General features: G+C 40.7%; 11 protein-coding genes. 7 read left to right on the top strand and 4 right to left on the bottom strand.

Annotation, left to right across the window (positions count from 1 at the left end):
• The first annotated feature begins 52 nt into the window (after window positions 1-52).
• Together C2M30_RS10165 and C2M30_RS10160 are read left to right on the top strand one after the other, a co-directional pair.
• Window positions 53-1,390, top strand: coding sequence for an ankyrin repeat domain-containing protein (locus tag C2M30_RS10165; RefSeq protein ID WP_105171551.1), 1,338 nt, complete (start codon window positions 53-55; stop codon window positions 1,388-1,390).
• A gap of 164 nt (window positions 1,391-1,554) precedes the next feature.
• Window positions 1,555-3,402: an aminotransferase class V-fold PLP-dependent enzyme gene (locus tag C2M30_RS10160; RefSeq protein ID WP_105171550.1), complete on the top strand. Its 1,848-nt coding sequence runs from the start codon at window positions 1,555-1,557 to the stop codon at window positions 3,400-3,402.
• Window positions 3,403-3,627: 225 nt separating this feature from the next.
• Here C2M30_RS10160 and C2M30_RS10155 read toward each other — a convergent pair whose 3' ends face one another.
• Window positions 3,628-4,656, bottom strand: a complete 1,029-nt coding sequence (locus tag C2M30_RS10155; RefSeq protein WP_010560325.1) for a LacI family DNA-binding transcriptional regulator — start codon at window positions 4,654-4,656, stop codon at window positions 3,628-3,630.
• 286 nt (window positions 4,657-4,942) lie between these two features.
• Here C2M30_RS10155 and pgi point away from each other — a divergent pair, with 286 nt between their 5' ends.
• The 3 genes from pgi to pgl all read left to right on the top strand — a co-directional run bounded on the left by pgi (window position 4,943) and on the right by pgl (window position 9,309).
• Window positions 4,943-6,586 carry a glucose-6-phosphate isomerase gene (gene pgi, locus C2M30_RS10150; RefSeq protein WP_105171549.1) on the top strand — a complete coding sequence of 548 codons (1,644 nt, stop codon included), beginning with the start codon at window positions 4,943-4,945 and terminating at the stop codon, window positions 6,584-6,586.
• A 540-nt stretch (window positions 6,587-7,126) separates the two neighbouring features.
• The gene (gene zwf / locus C2M30_RS10145; protein ID WP_105171548.1) at window positions 7,127-8,596 is read left to right on the top strand and encodes a glucose-6-phosphate dehydrogenase; all 1,470 of its coding nucleotides are present in this window, start codon (window positions 7,127-7,129) and stop codon (window positions 8,594-8,596) included.
• Window positions 8,596-9,309, top strand: coding sequence for a 6-phosphogluconolactonase (gene pgl, locus C2M30_RS10140; RefSeq protein ID WP_105171547.1), 714 nt, complete (start codon window positions 8,596-8,598; stop codon window positions 9,307-9,309). The genes zwf and pgl overlap by 1 nt, the downstream gene beginning before the upstream one ends.
• Before the next feature lie 50 nt (window positions 9,310-9,359).
• On the opposite strand, the gene C2M30_RS10135 is transcribed toward pgl, so the two are convergent.
• Genes C2M30_RS10135 through C2M30_RS10125 form a run of 3 tightly spaced genes read right to left on the bottom strand, consistent with a single transcriptional unit; the run spans window position 9,360 to window position 11,438 of the window.
• Entirely contained in the window at window positions 9,360-10,253 is an 894-nt protein-coding gene (locus C2M30_RS10135) for a peroxiredoxin family protein (RefSeq protein WP_105171546.1), read from the bottom strand.
• Between the two features lie 5 nt (window positions 10,254-10,258).
• Window positions 10,259-10,744 (bottom strand): TlpA family protein disulfide reductase, encoded by a 486-nt coding sequence (locus tag C2M30_RS10130; protein ID WP_105171545.1) that lies wholly within the window; start codon window positions 10,742-10,744, stop codon window positions 10,259-10,261.
• Between the two features lie 10 nt (window positions 10,745-10,754).
• Window positions 10,755-11,438 (bottom strand): cytochrome c biogenesis protein CcdA, encoded by a 684-nt coding sequence (locus C2M30_RS10125; protein ID WP_105171544.1) that lies wholly within the window; start codon window positions 11,436-11,438, stop codon window positions 10,755-10,757.
• A 206-nt stretch (window positions 11,439-11,644) separates the two neighbouring features.
• Between C2M30_RS10125 and C2M30_RS10120 the strand changes: the two genes are divergently transcribed.
• On the top strand, window positions 11,645-14,026 hold the full coding sequence (locus C2M30_RS10120; protein WP_158683370.1) for a winged helix-turn-helix domain-containing protein: 2,382 nt from the start codon (window positions 11,645-11,647) through the stop codon (window positions 14,024-14,026).
• 1,162 nt (window positions 14,027-15,188) lie between these two features.
• A complete protein-coding gene (locus C2M30_RS10115) occupies window positions 15,189-17,789 on the top strand; it encodes a TonB-dependent receptor (protein WP_105171542.1) in 2,601 nt (866 codons plus the stop codon).
• The last annotated feature ends 101 nt before the right edge of the window (window positions 17,790-17,890 follow it).

Below are 17,890 nucleotides of genomic sequence, written 5' to 3'. Positions count from 1 at the left end.
TTGTTACTATTAGCGCGTTTCGCGTAATTACATTTTATTCTGGAGCACTGCGTTGTCACTTGAGCGAGTATTAGTTTGGCCTGAGGCTTATCCACTTTTATTAAAAGGTTTGTTAGAGCAAAATGGCGCATTTATTTTGGATGCCCTTGAAGCTTGGCCGAAATGCGAAGAGACCAAAGACGCGCAAGGGATCAGCAGCAGCGTGCTACCACCACTGTATTATTTATTGTGGTTAAAGCCGGCAGAGCCATTTGAGCAATGTTTCTATCAGCATATATTTGAATACGATGATAATGCTCAGCAGTATATTGAATCGGCTATTGCGCATTTACATCAGCAACTCAACAGCAAAGAAGCAATAAGTGAACTCTTGTTATCACGAATCGACCAATACGCGGCGATTGGTAATCAGGTTGCAATGCAAAGTGAGCTAACACTTACCTCACTGTGTATGCATTTGCGTTTCTTTAAGCTGTTTCAGCAGTTTTTAAACCTCGGCATGCCGTTATCACACGACGATGTGTTAGCGATTTGGGCGGATGATGATTTTCGTGAAGCTGCCTTACCCTTTATTAAAAGTAATGTAACTGGTGATACCAATGTATTGGCAGAAGAAATCGCCGATAGATTGCGTCAAGGCGAAGACTTTTTTGATTTGTTGCTTGCACTCTCTGATGGTGAAGTTGATAACCGTTTGTTAGAGCGTGCGCTGCTATCTCATATTTCACAGCCTGATGCTAAACAAAGCTTATGTATGCGCTTTATCGAGCAGGGGGCAAAAGGGCAGATCACTGATGAAGATGGTTTAACTGCCTTAATTTGGTCAGCTAAGCAAGGCTTTGCAAATGTATTTGATGCTTTGCTAAGCAAAGAACGTGCAAGTGAATGCGACTTAAAAGGTAATAACTTGCTGCATTTTGCGGTGCGAGCTCGCAGTTTGGATATTATTAGTAAAGCGCTTAACGGTGGCGTAAATTATCATCAAAAAGACAGCGATGGCCTTACACCATATCGCTTAGCGGTTGAATTAGAGCTGCCTGAAGTGATAAAGCACTTCGAACACAAGTTTGGTATTAAAGAATTGAGTGAAGAAGGGCAATTAAAACTGATCCAGCATGTGCATTTGTTACATGCATTAGTGTGTTTTATTTTGCCGTTACAGATTTTTCTGATCTTTTCAGACTCAATTACTATAAAAACAGAAATCAGCATTGCGACAACGCTAGTGTCACTCGGTGCATTTGCTTTTGCTTTGTCATTAAAGCGCAGCAATTTATACCCAAATATTAAGCATCCGTTTGCATTAACGCTTATTCGCATATTGTCGCCAATATCACTCATATTAGCGTTATTACTGCTATTGGTTATCTTAACAACTGTGCTCAGCTAAGCTGTTTCTAAAAATTATAAAAGGCCACTTATACAGTGGCCTTTTTTGTTTGTGGTAAAAGCTTTATAAAAACCCGTTAGGTCAAAACGAAATGTTATTAGCCTTTCTGATGGATATTTGAAACAATGTTATAAGATATTCCATAAAGTAATAAAGCAGTAACCATGAGCCAATCTTTAATTTATTTAGACGCCAATGCAACAACACCGGTTTACAGTGAAATCGCTCAGGAAGTGATGCACTGTATGGAAGTGGAGTTTGGTAACCCGTCGTCATCTCACATTACCGGGTTAAAAGCCAAGCGTTTAATGGAAGACACACGCCAATTAGGCAAACGATTAATTGGTGCTGAAAAGGGAAGGTTGCTATTTACCTCGGGTGCAACAGAGGGGATCCAAACGTCGGTTGTATCTGCATTGGTTGCTGCAAAAAATCACACCATCGAAAAGCCAGTATTGCTTTATGGTGCAACTGAGCACAAAGCCGTGCCAAATACGCTAAAGCATTGGAATGAGTTACTTGAAATTAACGCTGAAATATTAGCAATTCCAGTTGATAAAAAAGGCTTGCTCGATCATCAGTTTATTGCAGAGCACAGCAAAAATGCTCTGCTAATTTGTACCATGATAGTAAACAATGAAACAGGTGCAACACAAGACATTGCTGCATTAGATAAAGTGATCCGTGATAACAATCCAAATGTGTTTTGGATGGTGGATTGTGTACAAGGTTTAGGTAAACAAAAATTGGATCTTGACCAAACAAGCATCAATTATGCGCCGTTTTCTGGTCACAAGCTGTATGCACCTAAAGGTATTGGCTTTTTATATTTAAGTGAAGATGCGCCACTGACACCTTTTATTGCAGGTGGAGGGCAGGAAAGTGGCGCGCGTTCAGGTACCGAGAATTTGCCGGGCATAGCAGGTTTAAAAAAGTTATTTGAATTAATGCAAAAGGGCGAAGCAAGCCCGTTTAAATCGGCAGATGTGTTGGCGAGTTACCGTGATAAGTTAGCAAAAGCATTGTCGCATACATTTGATGAAATCGTTTTTAATAACGACTTTTCAGTATCGGTTCCAACCACAATTAACTTTAGTGTTGCTAACATTGCAGGCAGCGAAGTAATGAATTTATTTGATGCTGCTGGCATTCGAGTGAGTGCAGGTTCTGCTTGTAGCTCAGGCGCAGCGAGTAGCTTTGTACTCGATGCGATGAATTTAGCGCCATGGCAAAGTGAGAACGCAATTCGCCTATCGTTTGGCCCAATGGCAAGTGAAGATGAAATTAACAGTGCGTGTGAGCGCATTATGGCGCTTAAAGATAAGCTCGCTAATGCATGTATGTTAACGAGTTATACTAAAGAAACACCTTGTGCAGTTGGTATTAATCAATATGTAATCGATGGCAATATTATGTACCTTATTGTCAATCAATCACTTGATACTTTACTAATTAACCCTATCTTTTCTGAGATAAACAAGGTTAAACGTTTAGCAACTAAGCAAGGGTTGAAGATCACCCATATTATTAGCGATAAATCTGACTATGTAGACGTATTTTTAGACAGTCAATTCGTTGATTTAGCAACAGATAAAGTAATGCCTGAGTTTAACGTTGAACTGTGTGATCGCGCAGTTCTATTTACTCATCAAGGTAGTCAGTTAAAGCTTGCATTAACATTAAACGCGCCTAACGCCGTTACTGAAATAAACAGTACCGAGCTTAAAGCACAATTAGCCGCTAATAAATTGGATGGCATCATTGATATTCGCGAGCATTATGAACATCAAGAAGGTGAGCTAAGTGACTATCTAAAGATCCCACGCGATATGGTGACGAATATTCCAAGTCACCGTTTGCTAAATGAGTTTGCTTCGGGGCAGCTGGTAAAAGACAATCATTATGTGTTGGTGTGTCGCAGTGGTCGTCGCTCTAAAGCCTGTTGTGAGCTACTTACTAGCCTTAACTTTACTAAGTTAAATAATCTCTCTGGTGGCGTTGCCTTTATTTAGCAGTGGATAACAGCACGAATAGAATTCGCTTACATAGCAGGTCATCCTAGCGGGTTAAGTTTAATGCTAACAGTGTTTGAATTTATCAACGTAGAACAACCGCATAAGAAAAGTTTTGCTCCGTGATGATTTATTTATCAGCACAAACTCTGACCACATTCTTAACAGAATTGGTATAAAAAAGCAGCTTAAAGCTGCTTTTTTTATAATTTAAATGAATTGTTGTTACAGCGCATTACCGGTTGAGTCCCTCACAACCAATTCAGGCGTAAAACAAATTGCCATTTTTTCTTCTTTAATTTTAGTTGGGCGGCTGTTTGCAAATAGTAGCTTCGCTGCTTGCGTAGCAATATCTTGGTTAGACTGATGAGCCGTTGTTAATTTTGGCCATGTTTGTTTTGAGAAGGGTGAATCCTCAAATCCAGTAATAGACAGTTGCTCAGGAATTTTAATATCCATCAAACGCGACGCGAATAATGCACCCGCCGCGATTTCATCGTTACAGGCAAAAATAGCGGTGACTTTTTCGTTATTCGCCATCAATGCTTTAGCGCCTTCAACACCGGATTCAAACGAGTACTTGCCCGGAAATATCAGCGCATCGTTTAACGTAATATTATGAGCAGATAATGCGGCTTTGTAGCCCGCTAAGCGCTCAAGTGTTGATTTGTGTTCTTCTTCACCGGTAATAAATGCAATGTGCTTGTGACCGAGCGAAATTAAATGCTCGGTAATTTGATATGCAGCATCGTGGTCATTTACGAATATAGCGTTAGGCTTACTTTCTTTTTCGCTCGGTTCGCGGCCCGATAATATGCGCACATAGTTAATGCCGATAGAATCAAGTAAATCTGTAACATCTTGACGCTCAGACAGCGGTGGCGTTAATACTAATCCAGATAAACGCGAGCGCTCGATCATGGTTTGAATTTCTTCTAGCACATTTTCGTCGGTACTGCTGCACGGGTGAATAAGTAGTTCGTAACCTTCTTCTTTACAGCGAGATAAAATACCATTTTGCATATCAATGACATAATAAGCATTCGGGTTGCTATAAACGAAGCCGATAGCAAATGACTTGGTGCCTGCTAAACTACGCGCCGCTAAGTTTGGTTTGTAGTTTAATTCTTTAACAGCAGCCATAACCTTATCGGAGGTTTTTTTTCTAACAGAGGGCTCGTTGTTCATAACACGAGATACTGTTTTCATTGATACGCCGGCTAGGCGTGCAACATCATTTATGGTGACTTTCATATTGTTATTATATCTTTTGCTGATGAGCTTTGCATAAAAGCATGGGGTTAATAACACACAACGTATTATTCTAACTGTTTTTTTTTCAAGTCTGTAGCTATGTTTCATAATTTATACAATTAATATGACGTGATACCGGTGTCAAAAAGTTTAAATTGTCAATTGACAGCGTTGTCATTTTTACTTATTGTTAACCTAGACATTTTAATAAGTAGTAACTTTAGCAAGTGTTTAGCGAGTTTCAAGTTGCAAACACACGCTTAGGGTAAAGAGAGTTAGGTAGAGTATGAGTAGTCGTTCTTCTTTAGCAAGTTGGCAAACACTGGCAGGCCTTGCAAGTGATATAAAGCAACAGCACTTAGTTGATTTATTTGCTAATGATGCACAAAGATTTGAGCGTTTTTCCACGCAAATTGATGGCGTTTTCTTTGATTACTCAAAAAACCTGATCACTCAAGATGTTAAAAATGCGTTATTAGCACTCGCCAATGATGTTGATTTGGCATCATGGCGCGACAAAATGTTTTCTGGTGAAAAAATTAATATTACTGAAAACCGCGCTGTGCTGCATACTGCCTTGCGTAAACGCAATAATCAGGCGGTGTATGTTGACGGCGAAAATGTGGTTGATGCCGTTAACGCAGAATTGAATAAAATCAGTGCATTTACCGAAAAAGTGCGCAGTGGCGCTTGGTTAGGTTACACAGGTAAGCGCATTACTGATGTGGTGAGCATTGGTGTTGGCGGCTCAAACCTTGGCCCGCAAATGGCAACAGAAGCGCTTGCTGCATACGCAGATGAAACGCTTAAAGTGCATTATGCATCAAACGCCGATGGTATGCAGATAGCAAATGTACTGAGCAAAGTGAATGCGGAAACCACGCTATTTATTATCTCAAGTAAAACCTTTACCACATCAGAAACCATGGCAAACGCGAAAACAGCTGTTGCATGGTTGAAACAGGCTGCTGGTAATGACGATGCGGTTGCAAAGCATTTTGCCGCAGTGAGCACCAATTTAGAAAAAACGTCAGAATTCGGTATTAATCCAGATAACGTATTTACCATGTGGGACTGGGTTGGTGGACGTTTTTCAATGTGGTCAGCAATTGGTTTACCTATCGCTTTGTATCTTGGCTTTGATGCGTTTATTGAGTTACTTGAAGGTGCATTTGAAGTTGATCAGCATTTTGTAGAAACAAACTTTGAAAATAACATTCCTGTGCTTATGGCGCTTTTAAGCGTGTGGAATACTAGCTTTTTGGATGCACGAGCGCAGGCTATTTTACCTTACGATCAAAGCATGCATATGTTACCGGCATACCTGCAACAAGCAGAGATGGAAAGTAACGGCAAATCAGTCACGTTTGATGGCCAAGCGATTGATTATACGAGCGTACCACTTATTTGGGGTATGACAGGTATCAATGGTCAACACGCGTTTTACCAATATTTGCACCAAGGTACGACGATTGTGCCGGCCGATTTTATTGGTTCAATAAAGCCTGTGCGTGAGGTGAACAATCATCATGAAATTCTAATGGCAAACTTTTTTGCACAAACTGAAGCCATGATGACAGGCGTTAGCAAAGCGCAAGTTGAAAAAGAATTAGCAAGCAAAGGCTTAAGCGAAGCGCGTATTGCTGAGCTGGTTGAGCATAAAGTACATCAAGGCAATCGTCCTACCACATCAATTTTACTTGATACCATTGATGCGAAGCATTTAGGCCGTTTAATTGCACTTTATGAACATAAGATTTTCTGTCAGGGCATTATTCTAGAAATTTGTTCATTCGACCAATGGGGCGTGGAATTGGGCAAAGGCTTAGCAAATGCCATTCAAAAAGAATTAGAGACAGATGAAACGCTGGCTCACGATAGCTCAACAGCGGGCTTAATCGCACTGTATAAAAATAAGCGAAAAAATTAAAAAAGCGGTCAAATGTCAGGGTTAAGTGATTGGCATTAGCTTAGACTGCGCGGTTTTCAAAATGCCTTAGGCTGCTTTTAAACTGCAACAAATACCTTTGAACGGGTAGCACTGAGTTATTTGGAACGTCAATTGGTGAGAGAGTTGACGCTTCCAAACACTCTTATTTACCGGTTCAGATAGCAACTTGGCAAATGCAAGTTGAACGTAATCAAATAGTAAAAAATACCTTTGAACGGGTAGCGCTGAGTGATTTGGAGCGTCAATTGGTGAGAGAGTTGACGCCTCCAAAGCTCATATCCGTTTATAAAGCGAACTGAGTAGCGCTGAGTATTCAGGGGTAACAGTGGGTGAGAGCATTGTTACTCCTGAAAACTCTTTTCTTCATAGCCCCATTTGCGTGAGCAGTTACATACGAATTCAATATAAATTAGCATTCATAAATAGCTTACCCAAGCGCTATTTAGTGCTAACATAACGAACTAAAAACACATTCTATATTGTACTTAACAACAAGTTACTAAAACGAAGAGAACAATTATGCTAAACCCATTCGATATTGTTATTTTTGGTGGTGGTGGTGATTTATCACTGCGTAAACTGCTACCTGCAATGTACCGTGCTTATCAAGAAGGAAACCTGCCGGAAGGGACGCGAATTCTGCCAACCGTTAGGGCATTAGCAAATGAACAAGAATTTGTTGATAAAGTACAAAGCAGCCTTAAGTCGTTTTTAGGTAAAGGCGAATATAACGCGAAAGACTGGAAAGCGTTTTCTGCGTTTTTAAAACCAATTGTTGTTAATGTCACCGAGCAAGACGATAACTGGACACGTTTAAAAGAAATTTTAGAGTCAGACGAACAAGACAAAGCGCGCGTTTTCTATTACTCATTACCGCCTGCGGTATACGGCCGTTGTAGTGAGCTTTTATCTGATAATCAGCTGATTACTAAATCAACACGTGTTGTGGTGGAAAAACCAATTGGTTACTGTGGCGCGTCAGCAGAAGAAATTAACGCGAAAATCGCAGAATACTTTAAAGAAAGCCAAATTTATCGCATCGATCATTACCTGGGTAAAGAGACAGTTCAAAACTTAATGGCACTGCGTTTTTCAAATGTGATGTTTGAAAATATGTGGGATGCAAAATCGATTGATAATATTCAGATCAGTATTTCTGAAACTGTTGGCCTAGAAAGCCGAGCGGGCTTTTACGACAAAGCCGGTGCGCTGCGCGATATGGTACAAAACCACTTGTTACAACTATTGTGCCTTGTAGCGATGGAATCTCCAAATAAGCTAACGGCTAAAAGCATTCGCACGGAAAAATTAAAAGTACTTGAAGCTTTGCGTCCACTTGTAGGTGATGACGTTGAAGCAAACACCGTACGTGGTCAATACGTACCGGGCCAACTTGACGGCAAATTGGTACCTGGCTATTTAGAAGAGCTTGGCGAAAACAGCGAAACAGAAACCTTTGTAGCGATCCGTGCACACATTGAAAACTGGCGTTGGGCTGGCGTACCATTCTACCTAAGAACCGGTAAACGCATGAAACAGCGTTGTGCTGAGATTATCGTAGAATACAAAAATGTATCTCACAACGTGTATGACGAAACGGTTGGCGGCATTGAGCCAAACCGATTAGTGATCCGCTTACAGCCGGAAGAAAGCATTCAGCTGACGCTAATGTCTAAGCGTTTAGATAATTTAGAAATGCAACTTGAACCAGTAACGCTTGACTTAGATTTGTCTAAAAACTATGAAAATGGCTTCCATTCAGATGCGTACAAGCGCTTAATGCTTGATGCTGCGGCAGGTAATGCATCACTGTTTATTCACCGTGACGAAGTACGTCAAGCATGGGCGTGGATTGATCCAATTATTGAACAGTGGCAAACAGCGGGTATGCCAGCACTTTATCGTGCAGGTACGTGGGGGCCAGAAGATGCAGACGAGCTACTCGCTGAAAATAATCACGCATGGTACAACGCAGGGAATAACAAATAATGTCAGCCAATATTATTGAAAAGTTTTTCGATTCAAAAGATGCCTATAACGCTGAATTAGGTGAAGATCTTGCTAAGTGTTTAGCACAAGGTATTGAACAAGATGGTCGTGCTGTATTAATGGTATCAGGCGGTTCGTCACCGGCACCAGCATATCGCTATTTAAGTGGTCTTGAGTTAGCATGGGATAAAATCGACGTAGCTATGGTTGATGAACGTTGGGTTGAGCAAAGCCATGATAAAAGTAATGAAGCGTTTATTAAATCAACGCTATTACAAGACAAAGCTGCAGCTGCTAACTTTGTAACCATGAAAAACCCAGCGGACAGTGCGCAACTTGGTCAAGCTGAGTGCCAAAACGCATATGCAGCACTTAAACAAAATTTTGATGTGACGATTTTAGGTATGGGACCAGATGGTCATACCGCATCACTTTTCCCGCATGCCCAAGGTCTTGATAATGCGTTAACAACTACTGATTTAGTCGCGGCAATTGATGCAATAAAAAGTGATGTAACAGGTGATATTACTGAGCGTATGACATTAACGCGTGCTGCTATTTTACAATCGAAAGTGATTAAGCTTTTAATAAGCGGTGAAGAAAAACTGGCAGTTTATAAAGAAGCTAAAGCAGGCGGGGAGGTTGCAGATATGCCACTTCGCGCTATTTTACAGCAAACAAAGGTACCGGTAGAAGTGTACTGGACAGCTTAATGTTTGACTAAAATAGATTAAAAAGCCCAACTTAAGTTGGGCTTTTTTGTTTAGAAAGCGTGACGTTTCAAAATAGTTCCGCGATGATCTATGGCAATTTTATAAGGCGTTTGAGAGACACCATAACGTTTAAAAATCGCATTTTCGCTGTCCCAAATTACCGGCATTTGTAATTGATGGGTTTCAATAAAACTACGTACATGGGCTTCGTTAACGTAGTAGCCACTGATCACAGCCAGATACAATTTACCTTGTTTAAGTTGATTTTCAGCTAATTGCTTTATGCTTGCCTCACAATTTGGAAAGTGTGGCATTGGGCATAAACTATCAAGAAATACCAATTCAAGTGTATTACTGGGCTTGAGCATTTTAATGGTATTACCTAACGATACCGTTTGCCCCGATAAACTTTCACGAACAAAATCTGAAAATTGTTCACCAACGGCAATATGATTTACCGGCGGTTGTTTTTTAAAACGTGGTGAAGACGCTTTTTCTAATAATTTGCTTTTATAGTGTGCAAACTGGGCTTGGGAAATGTGTTGGTTTAATTTTAGATATGCCAATAGCGCAGCATCATCACCTTTAAATAAAACTTTGTCATCGTGCTCAATAATATGAAACGGTGTTTGCCAAACGTCATATTGCCGCATTAACTTAAACCCTTTATCGATCTCAATGGATGCAAATTGCGGGTAGTAGCTTTTAAATTCAGCTATTTGACTGGGTGTTACATTGAGATCTTGTTGTTTATAGCTGACGCTATAGCTTTGTTGATTTAGCCAGTCAATAAACACGGAGTTTGCGCCATCATAATGTGCCCAAATATCCATAAACACCGTATGTTTAGTTGGCTCTTGTGTTTTTGTATACGCAGGGTTAGCAAAAAATAATAAGCCTAAAGTTACAACTAGGATGTGCAATGCTTTGAGTTGATTAAACATAGTTACTATTCCTTTTCAGGTAACGCAGCGATATATACGTCAATTTTGTCTGAGTGTAAAAAGCTCGTTAGTGCAACTTTGCCGCTTTGCTCGATTAAAATATGATAAGGCGTACCTAATACGCCAAAGTTTTGCGTGATTTCGCCGTTTGTATCAAACACTGTATCTAGCGACAGGTTATTACGATTAAAGTAGGCGTTAATATTGTTAACTGAATCATTAATGCCAACGTTCACCGTAATGATGGCGATTTTGTCGCTATGGTTTTTATTTAACTCTGCTAGATGTGGCATTTCAGCTTGGCAGTATTGGCACCATGTTGCCCAAAACTTGAGGTAAACGGGTTTTTCCTTTAGTAACTCTTTTAAATTAATAGCCTTACCTTTTAGGGTATGGCTAACTAAATTAGGCGCTTTGTCGCCAACCTTAAGCGGTGATGCAAACAAAGGGATGGCAAGAGTAAATAACACAATAGCCAGTATATTTTTCATATAAATATCCTTAAAACGTGATTTGAAAATAGAAGTAAAGGGCCACGCCAACCAGCAAGGCCGCCAATATGTATTTGAAGCCGTTAAGCCAAGGGCCGCTTTTTGGCAGGACGTTTAAAACGTTGGAAAAAATGCCTGCAATGAACAGTAAGGCACTTAATCCAAGTGCAAATGCGAACAAATAAATGGGGCCAACGAGTGGTGCTTGTTCAGTTGAAACGTACATCAGTAACATACCAAGTACCGGTGAAGTACAGGGCGCCATTACCAAGCCGGACAAAGCACCACTGACAAATACATTGAGTGGCGCATACGAACTGAATGTATTTTTGGTGAAAGAAAGCTGCGGCATGTTTATCCAGCCAAGCATCCATACAGCCATGACTAAGCAAAAACTACCGGCAATAAATAACATTGCAGGGTGGGTGGCGACACTGCCAAACAAGTACCCCAGTTTGGCAGCAAAATAACCTAATAAACTGTAGCTAAGCGCAAGCCCTAGTACATATAAACAAGTGTATGCTGTTGACTGGTAAACATTGTTTGCATGCTGGCGTACCACTGCAACGGTAATTGGCAGCATTGGGTAAACACAGGGTGTTAGGCTGGTTAGTACGCCTGTCACAAATATTACCAGCACCACATACAGCGAAGCTTTATCGCTGACGAGGGCTTCTTGAATAAACATTTCCATACTGAGCTCACTTTAAAATTGGCTTGCATCAGTGTTGCTGTTATTTGCCCCAAACCCTATTAAATCGATATAAAATCCATCTAAAATAAATATATTTATATATTTTTCAATGTATTAAGTTTTATCTAGGAGTTTGTTAAAGGTTTTGTTTTGCTGTGCTTTGATTTATTATTTAGGCATATTTTGATTTGTGGATGGATGCGCTGTTGTTTCGTTTTAGTGATTATGAATTTGAACCAGAAACAGGTTACCTAACGCGGCTGAACGATGCCCAAACTCGGCAGCCGGTGTTACTGCGAAACAAGGTCGCAAATTTACTGACTTATTTTTTGCAGCATCCAAATGAACTAATAGCGAAAGAAACCCTACTTACACATTTATGGCAGCATGGTGACTATCGCGAATCAGCATTAACGCAAAGTATTCGTGAGTTACGTTTGGCCCTAAACGATGATGCTAAATCGCCGCGCTACATTAAAACAATTCCACAACGTGGTTATCAGTGGATTTGCCCAATAACACGTGAAGTAAACCAGGCAAAATCAACGCATTCTGAACAGCCAACAGCAAAAACAATACAGACAGGAAACACGTTAAATAAATCCTTACGTTTATGGTTTGTTGTGTGCGTTTTAATGTTAGCCGGGTTAATATTGGCTGTTGGAATTTGGCAACCTAATAGCGGTAATGCAGCTAATCATAGCGAACAACAAAACCAAGTTTCATCGCGTATACGAGTAATGGTGCTGCCGTTTATTAACGATACACAACAGCCAAGCATGGCATGGCTTGAACATGGCCTGTCAGATATGTTGGCTGTCGATTTAAAGCGCTCTCAACGGGTTGATGTGATTTCGCCTTCTGAGGCACATTTATCGTTGTTGAAAAATGAGTTGCCGTGGCCCGCAATGCCAGTACAAATACGTAACTTACTCGATAAACTTGGGGCAAATGTCGCTATTTTCGCAAGTGTGCGCATGCATCAGCAAAAACAAGTTATCGACTTTCAGGCAATTTATTCTGATGGACGCATCAAACAGGGCAGTTTGAGCTATGACGAGTTAGCATCGCATATTGAAGTTATCTCGCAGCAGATTCTGGCAATGATAAATGCTCATAAACAAAACACCAAAAAAGCGCGACCTGATATTTCAGCTATGGCGATTGCACAAGGCATGCAGGCGTTGCAAACCACGGGTGCTGCAGAGGCGATAAAGTATTTTCAAGCAGCAAACACCATATCGCAAACGAATTGGGCAAGCGCTTATTTGGCAAGAAGCTATGTTGCTGTGGGAAAATGGTCACAGGCTCGCATCGAATTTAGTAAAATTGAGCAAAACGACCTAAATTACGATCTACTACTTAATGCCTTTATCGCGTATTGGCAGGCAATTATTGCGACACGTCAAGGCAGTAGCGAGCAACACGCTTTGATTGAGAAAAGCATTCACGCCAGTATCAACAGCCAAGACCCACAATTAATCGCAGAAAGTTATCGTTTACAAGCGTCATTGGCTTGGCAAGCAATGAAATGGCAGCAACATGATGAATTACTGAAAAAAGCAGCGAAGTTAACTGATAATTATACTGAGTTAGCCGCGACGGCAGATTCACTATTTTATTTGGGACAACCAAATAATGTGGGGCTAGAAAAAAGCCCGTATAACGATTTAGTCAAAAATAAAGAGCGACTTACCAAGGCGCTGAGTTTTTACCAAACCCTAGGCAATCTAGAAAAAATCGCCGCAACACAGCTGGCGATCGCACAAAACTATTATTTTGACCAAGGAAAACGTGAAATCGCTTTGCAAGATGCGTTAGCGCGTTTTACCGAGCTTAACTTACCGTATGATTTAGCGATGGCAGAACTTTATGCGGGTTTTTATCATATGCAATTGCACCAAGGACAACTTGCTGAGCAGTATTTTAAGCAAGCAAAGCATGGGTTTGAAAAGCTAGGTGCCAAATCGGCGTTGCCGTGGGCTAATTTTTACATAGCGTTTTCCTACCTTGATCAAGGGCTAGATCAAAGTGAACTGGGCCGCCATGGACAAAACCCAGAAATGCTTAAGCGAGCGATTAATGCGTTTCAGACACTATTACCGAATACGCAATCGGATGTGATAAAAGCAAGCAGTTATGTATTTGTTGCATGGGCATACACCGACTTACAACAGTTTGATAAGGCGAAGCACGCACTTAAGTTAGCGTTAACCCATTCCAGCGACCCTGCGTTAACCTTAACAAATGAATATGCGCGTTATTCGTTAATGTATATTTACCTACTGCAAGACCAAGCGCAAAAAGTGCTGGAAATAGAAAAACGCCCGTGGCGTACAAGATTACAAGCGGTTTATGTCGCCAAAGCGTATGCAGCATTAGCGCAATATAATAAGGCGGCCAACACGCTTAATGAATTAAAAGAAGTAATGCCGGGGTATTTCACAACACAAGATAATGACCTGCTTGAAGCTTATCGCAGACAAAATAGGGCAGGCAGTACCATGCTCGAGCAAACTCTGCCTAAAGCACATTCCGTTTATTGTGAAACAGATTGGTCGATTGATATCAGCAAACATGCTAACTAACAGTGCTCTAATCACTATCGTTTTTCCAGTCATTTTGTGCCTTTATGCAAGCTGGGTGGTTATTGCTTGCTTCATGTAAAAGGGTCAAAAGTTCGATGAATAACAAGGGCTGTTTTTCTTTACAGCCCTCATTTTGCGTGTCTTTATCGCGGTGCTTGATATGTTGCCTAGCGATCTAAATGAATACAAAGCAAAGCTTGCACGCTCAGCCCACATCCCTTACCTGGATTTTGTTCACAACAATGATAAAAGTTTGCGTAAGAGAACTGTTCGCCTGCGCTTGTTGATTTTCTACTGCGTTATCGCTTATTTATGCTGACTAACCCCATTGCGTTCTCGGCATTGTTTGAATATCGTGAAAATAAGCATGAAAGCTTAATAGGCTTTCATGTAAAAAACAGCTAACCCGCATCGCTGCCTTACATATCAATCACCGCCTTATCTGATTATGGAGCAGAATTCACTTTATCTGTGTACACAACAATTCGATATGCGTGGCGTGGTTATTTTTTGACTATACGACAGGCTCGTTTACAGCGACTCAAACGCTTACTTTGTAACCTAATGTGTTTTTAAAAACATAATCATGGCTAATTTTACGAAAAGATCGAAATATGACTAGACAAATGACACCGGTGTCTTTATTATCCTTGTTAACAAATGACAGCGCTGTCATTATTTCCCCTTGTAAGTAATGTGAATTAAGATTTGAGGGCTCCACTTCTATCATTCTGCCCAGTGATAGGGGCCCTCAATTAGCTAACACAGAGTTAACCAACGTAACGTTAAGCAAAGCGCTTTATCAGGCAATGTAATAATTGCCTGACATTTTTCTAAAATCGCTCCAAGCACCTGATCCGACCTCCACCTGATTAAACTTTTCTTACAGATTAAGCTTTACAGATAATATTTGCCGTGTGTTATAGTAAAAAGGTCGCTAGCCCCCGTATTTAGCGGGTGTTATGAAAATTTATTATTGCAAATGTAAATAAATTGTTCTTATTTGTTATATATAAATGAACGCGATTGTTTAAAAAATGCAAAAATAATTGTAGCGATATTGTAATTTTACGTGTAAGGTTTGTTATCAGATGACAACGCTGTCATCTTCACTGGGCAGAAAGTGAATTAAACCAAAACAAAATGATTCAAGGGGAATCCTGTGTTAGCTAAAAATTTCAAAAAAAGCTTATTAGCAGTTAACATCGGTTTAGCAATGGGCGCTGGTTTTTCAGGCGTAGCTGTTGCAGCTGATTCAGAAGTACAAGCAAAAGAAGATGTGGAAGTAATTGAGGTACGTGGTATTCGTCGCTCTCTAGAAGCTTCTCTTAATACAAAACGTTTCTCTGACTCTGTAGTAGATGCAGTTTCAGCAGAAGACGTTGGTAAATTTCCAGATAGCGATGTGGGTGAAGCCCTAGGTCGTATTTCTGGTATCGCTGTTAACCGTGCATTCGGTCAAGGTCAGCAAGTTTCAATCCGTGGTGCGTCTGCACAATTAACACGTACACTTCTTAACGGTCATTCAGTTGCTTCAACTGGTTGGTACGACCAACAAGCTATCGACCGTAGCTTCAACTATACACTTCTTCCACCTGAAATGGTTGGCGGTATCGAAGTATACAAATCGTCACAAGCTGACGTTGTAGAAGGCGGTATCGGTGGTACAGTTATTGTTAACACCCGTAAGCCACTAGATTTAGATGCAAACACTATCTTCGGTAGCGTTAAAGCTGATTACGGCACAATCTCTGAAGAGACAGATCCTGAAGTTTCTGGTTTATACAGTTGGAAAAATGATGACGAAACATTTGGTGCATTAGTTGCAGCAGCATACTCCGAAACTAATTACCAACGTAACGGTATCGAATCATTAGTTGGTTGGGGTGACATCGTTCCTACTACGTTCCAACAAGAGCGTGAGCGTACAGCGATTAATGCAGCATTCCAATATCGCCCAACTGACAACTTAGAACTTGGCTTAAACATCATGAGCCTTGAGCTATCAGCAAACAATGCAAACACGTCATTATTTGCTATTTTCCCAGATGACAAAGAAGCAGCGTGTGAATCAGTAAATGCTGATGGTACATGTACTTTCTACCGTCGCACAGGCACTGGCACTAACCCAGGTTGGGCACAGACATGGGGCCGTGCAGGTTCTATGACATCAGACACTGTTGACTTCGACTTTAAATATGTTGGTGAAAACTTTGAGCTTGAAGGTCGCATTGGTAATACACAATCTGACGGTGGTACAGATCTAACTTCGAACTATGGTTTCTGGTTAGGCACTCCAGCAGATTATGCAGGTACTTATGATGCTACTGGTGATGTAATCAAAATTGATATTGCTAATAAAGATTTCACTGCAGATGACTTCCAAGGTGAATTATCATCGGCAGGTTGGGCTCTTAAGAAGCAACCTAACTCTGACGAAGAAACGTATGCACAGTTTGATTTAAAATTCCCAGTAGATTTCGGTGCTATTACTGCAATCAAAACGGGCTTCCGTTGGGCTGATCACGACGTTAAACAAGAAACGTGGACTGCTAACTTAGTTGATGAAATCGGTTCATATGATGCGTCGCGTTACTACTCAGGTACTATGAGTTCAGGTGCTGGTTTTACACTTCCTGCGCCAAATCTTGACCAGATGCTTGCAGATGGTTACGCGGCAATTACAAGCTTCGATAATACTTCAATTGCTTATAAGTCAGGTTACGGTACTGTAAACGAAGAAAACTTCTCACTATATGCTATGGCTGATTTTTCAGCTGAAGGCGTGCGTGGTAACGTTGGTCTGCGTTATGTATCTACTGATGCATCATCTGATTACTACGCACTTGATGCAAATGGTAACTATGCTAACGATTTAACAACAGACACAGCTGATTACAGTGAAGTATTGCCAAGCGTTAACGTTGCATTTGACTTAACACAAGACGTAATCTTACGTTTCTCTGCAGCTCAGGTAATGTCACGTGCTAACTACACTGATATGTTTGCAGCATCAACATTAGCTGGTTATGAAGATGGTACGCTAGGCAACGAAGTTATCACTACTGGTAATATCGGTCTTGAGCCTTTCAAAGCAACTCAAGCAGACTTAGGTGTTGAATACTACTTTGATGGTGATGGCATGATCAGCGCTACTTACTTCATCAAAGATATTTCATCATTCACTAAAGTTGACCAAAAACTTAACCAAAGCGTTGGTATTATTGACCCTGATACAGGTTTAGATAATTGGACTGTTGCTTCTAAAGGAACTGGTTCTGGTGGTGAAATCCAAGGTCTAGAGCTACAAATCCAAGATGGTTTTGACAATGGTTTTGGTTACCAAGCTAACTATACTTATGTAGATTCAGAAGCGCCTGCGGAAAACTTCCCAGACCGTATCGAGTTATTCTCTGATTCTTCGGAGCATACTGTTAACTTGGTTGGTTATTATGAGACTGAAACTTACAGCGTACGTTTAGCATATAACTGGCGTTCTGAGTACATGGTTCGTGAATTACCTGGTTTCTATGGTAACCGCGAGCACCAAGACTACGGTACACTTGATCTAACGGCTAAGTACTCTGTAACAGACTACCTAGACCTTACATTCGAAGCTGTTAACATCACAGAAGAAGACAGTATCCAAATTGGTACTGCAACTGGTGATGCTGAAGTTAAAGCTGACCTTCGTAATGGATACCCAGCGTGGAGCTTCGAAGGTGAAGCACGCTATAAAGTGGGTGTAGCTTTCCGCTTCTAAGCAAAAGTTAACCTGTAAAAAAGCCTCGCAATTGCGAGGCTTTTTTTATTTTAAATCGTAAGTTATTGGCTGAGTCTATTCAGCCTAATAAAAAACTTGAG

Source organism: Pseudoalteromonas sp. T1lg24 (genome assembly GCF_002964745.1).
Taxonomy (GTDB): Bacteria; Pseudomonadota; Gammaproteobacteria; order Enterobacterales; family Alteromonadaceae; genus Pseudoalteromonas; species Pseudoalteromonas spongiae.
This window is presented reverse-complemented; position numbering and strand designations above follow the sequence as displayed.

What these genes read in the sequence shown, in the direction of transcription:
- zwf (WP_105171548.1), top strand. Translation starts at nt 7,127, where the DNA reads ATGCTAAACCCATTCGATATTGTTATTTTTGGTGGTGGTGGTGATTTA.
- pgi (WP_105171549.1), top strand. Translation starts at nt 4,943, where the DNA reads ATGAGTAGTCGTTCTTCTTTAGCAAGTTGGCAAACACTGGCAGGCCTT.
- C2M30_RS10130 (WP_105171545.1), bottom strand. Translation starts at nt 10,744, where the DNA reads ATGAAAAATATACTGGCTATTGTGTTATTTACTCTTGCCATCCCTTTG.
- C2M30_RS10125 (WP_105171544.1), bottom strand. Translation starts at nt 11,438, where the DNA reads ATGGAAATGTTTATTCAAGAAGCCCTCGTCAGCGATAAAGCTTCGCTG.
- C2M30_RS10135 (WP_105171546.1), bottom strand. Translation starts at nt 10,253, where the DNA reads ATGTTTAATCAACTCAAAGCATTGCACATCCTAGTTGTAACTTTAGGC.
- C2M30_RS10155 (WP_010560325.1), bottom strand. Translation starts at nt 4,656, where the DNA reads ATGAAAGTCACCATAAATGATGTTGCACGCCTAGCCGGCGTATCAATG.
- C2M30_RS10160 (WP_105171550.1), top strand. Translation starts at nt 1,555, where the DNA reads ATGAGCCAATCTTTAATTTATTTAGACGCCAATGCAACAACACCGGTT.
- pgl (WP_105171547.1), top strand. Translation starts at nt 8,596, where the DNA reads ATGTCAGCCAATATTATTGAAAAGTTTTTCGATTCAAAAGATGCCTAT.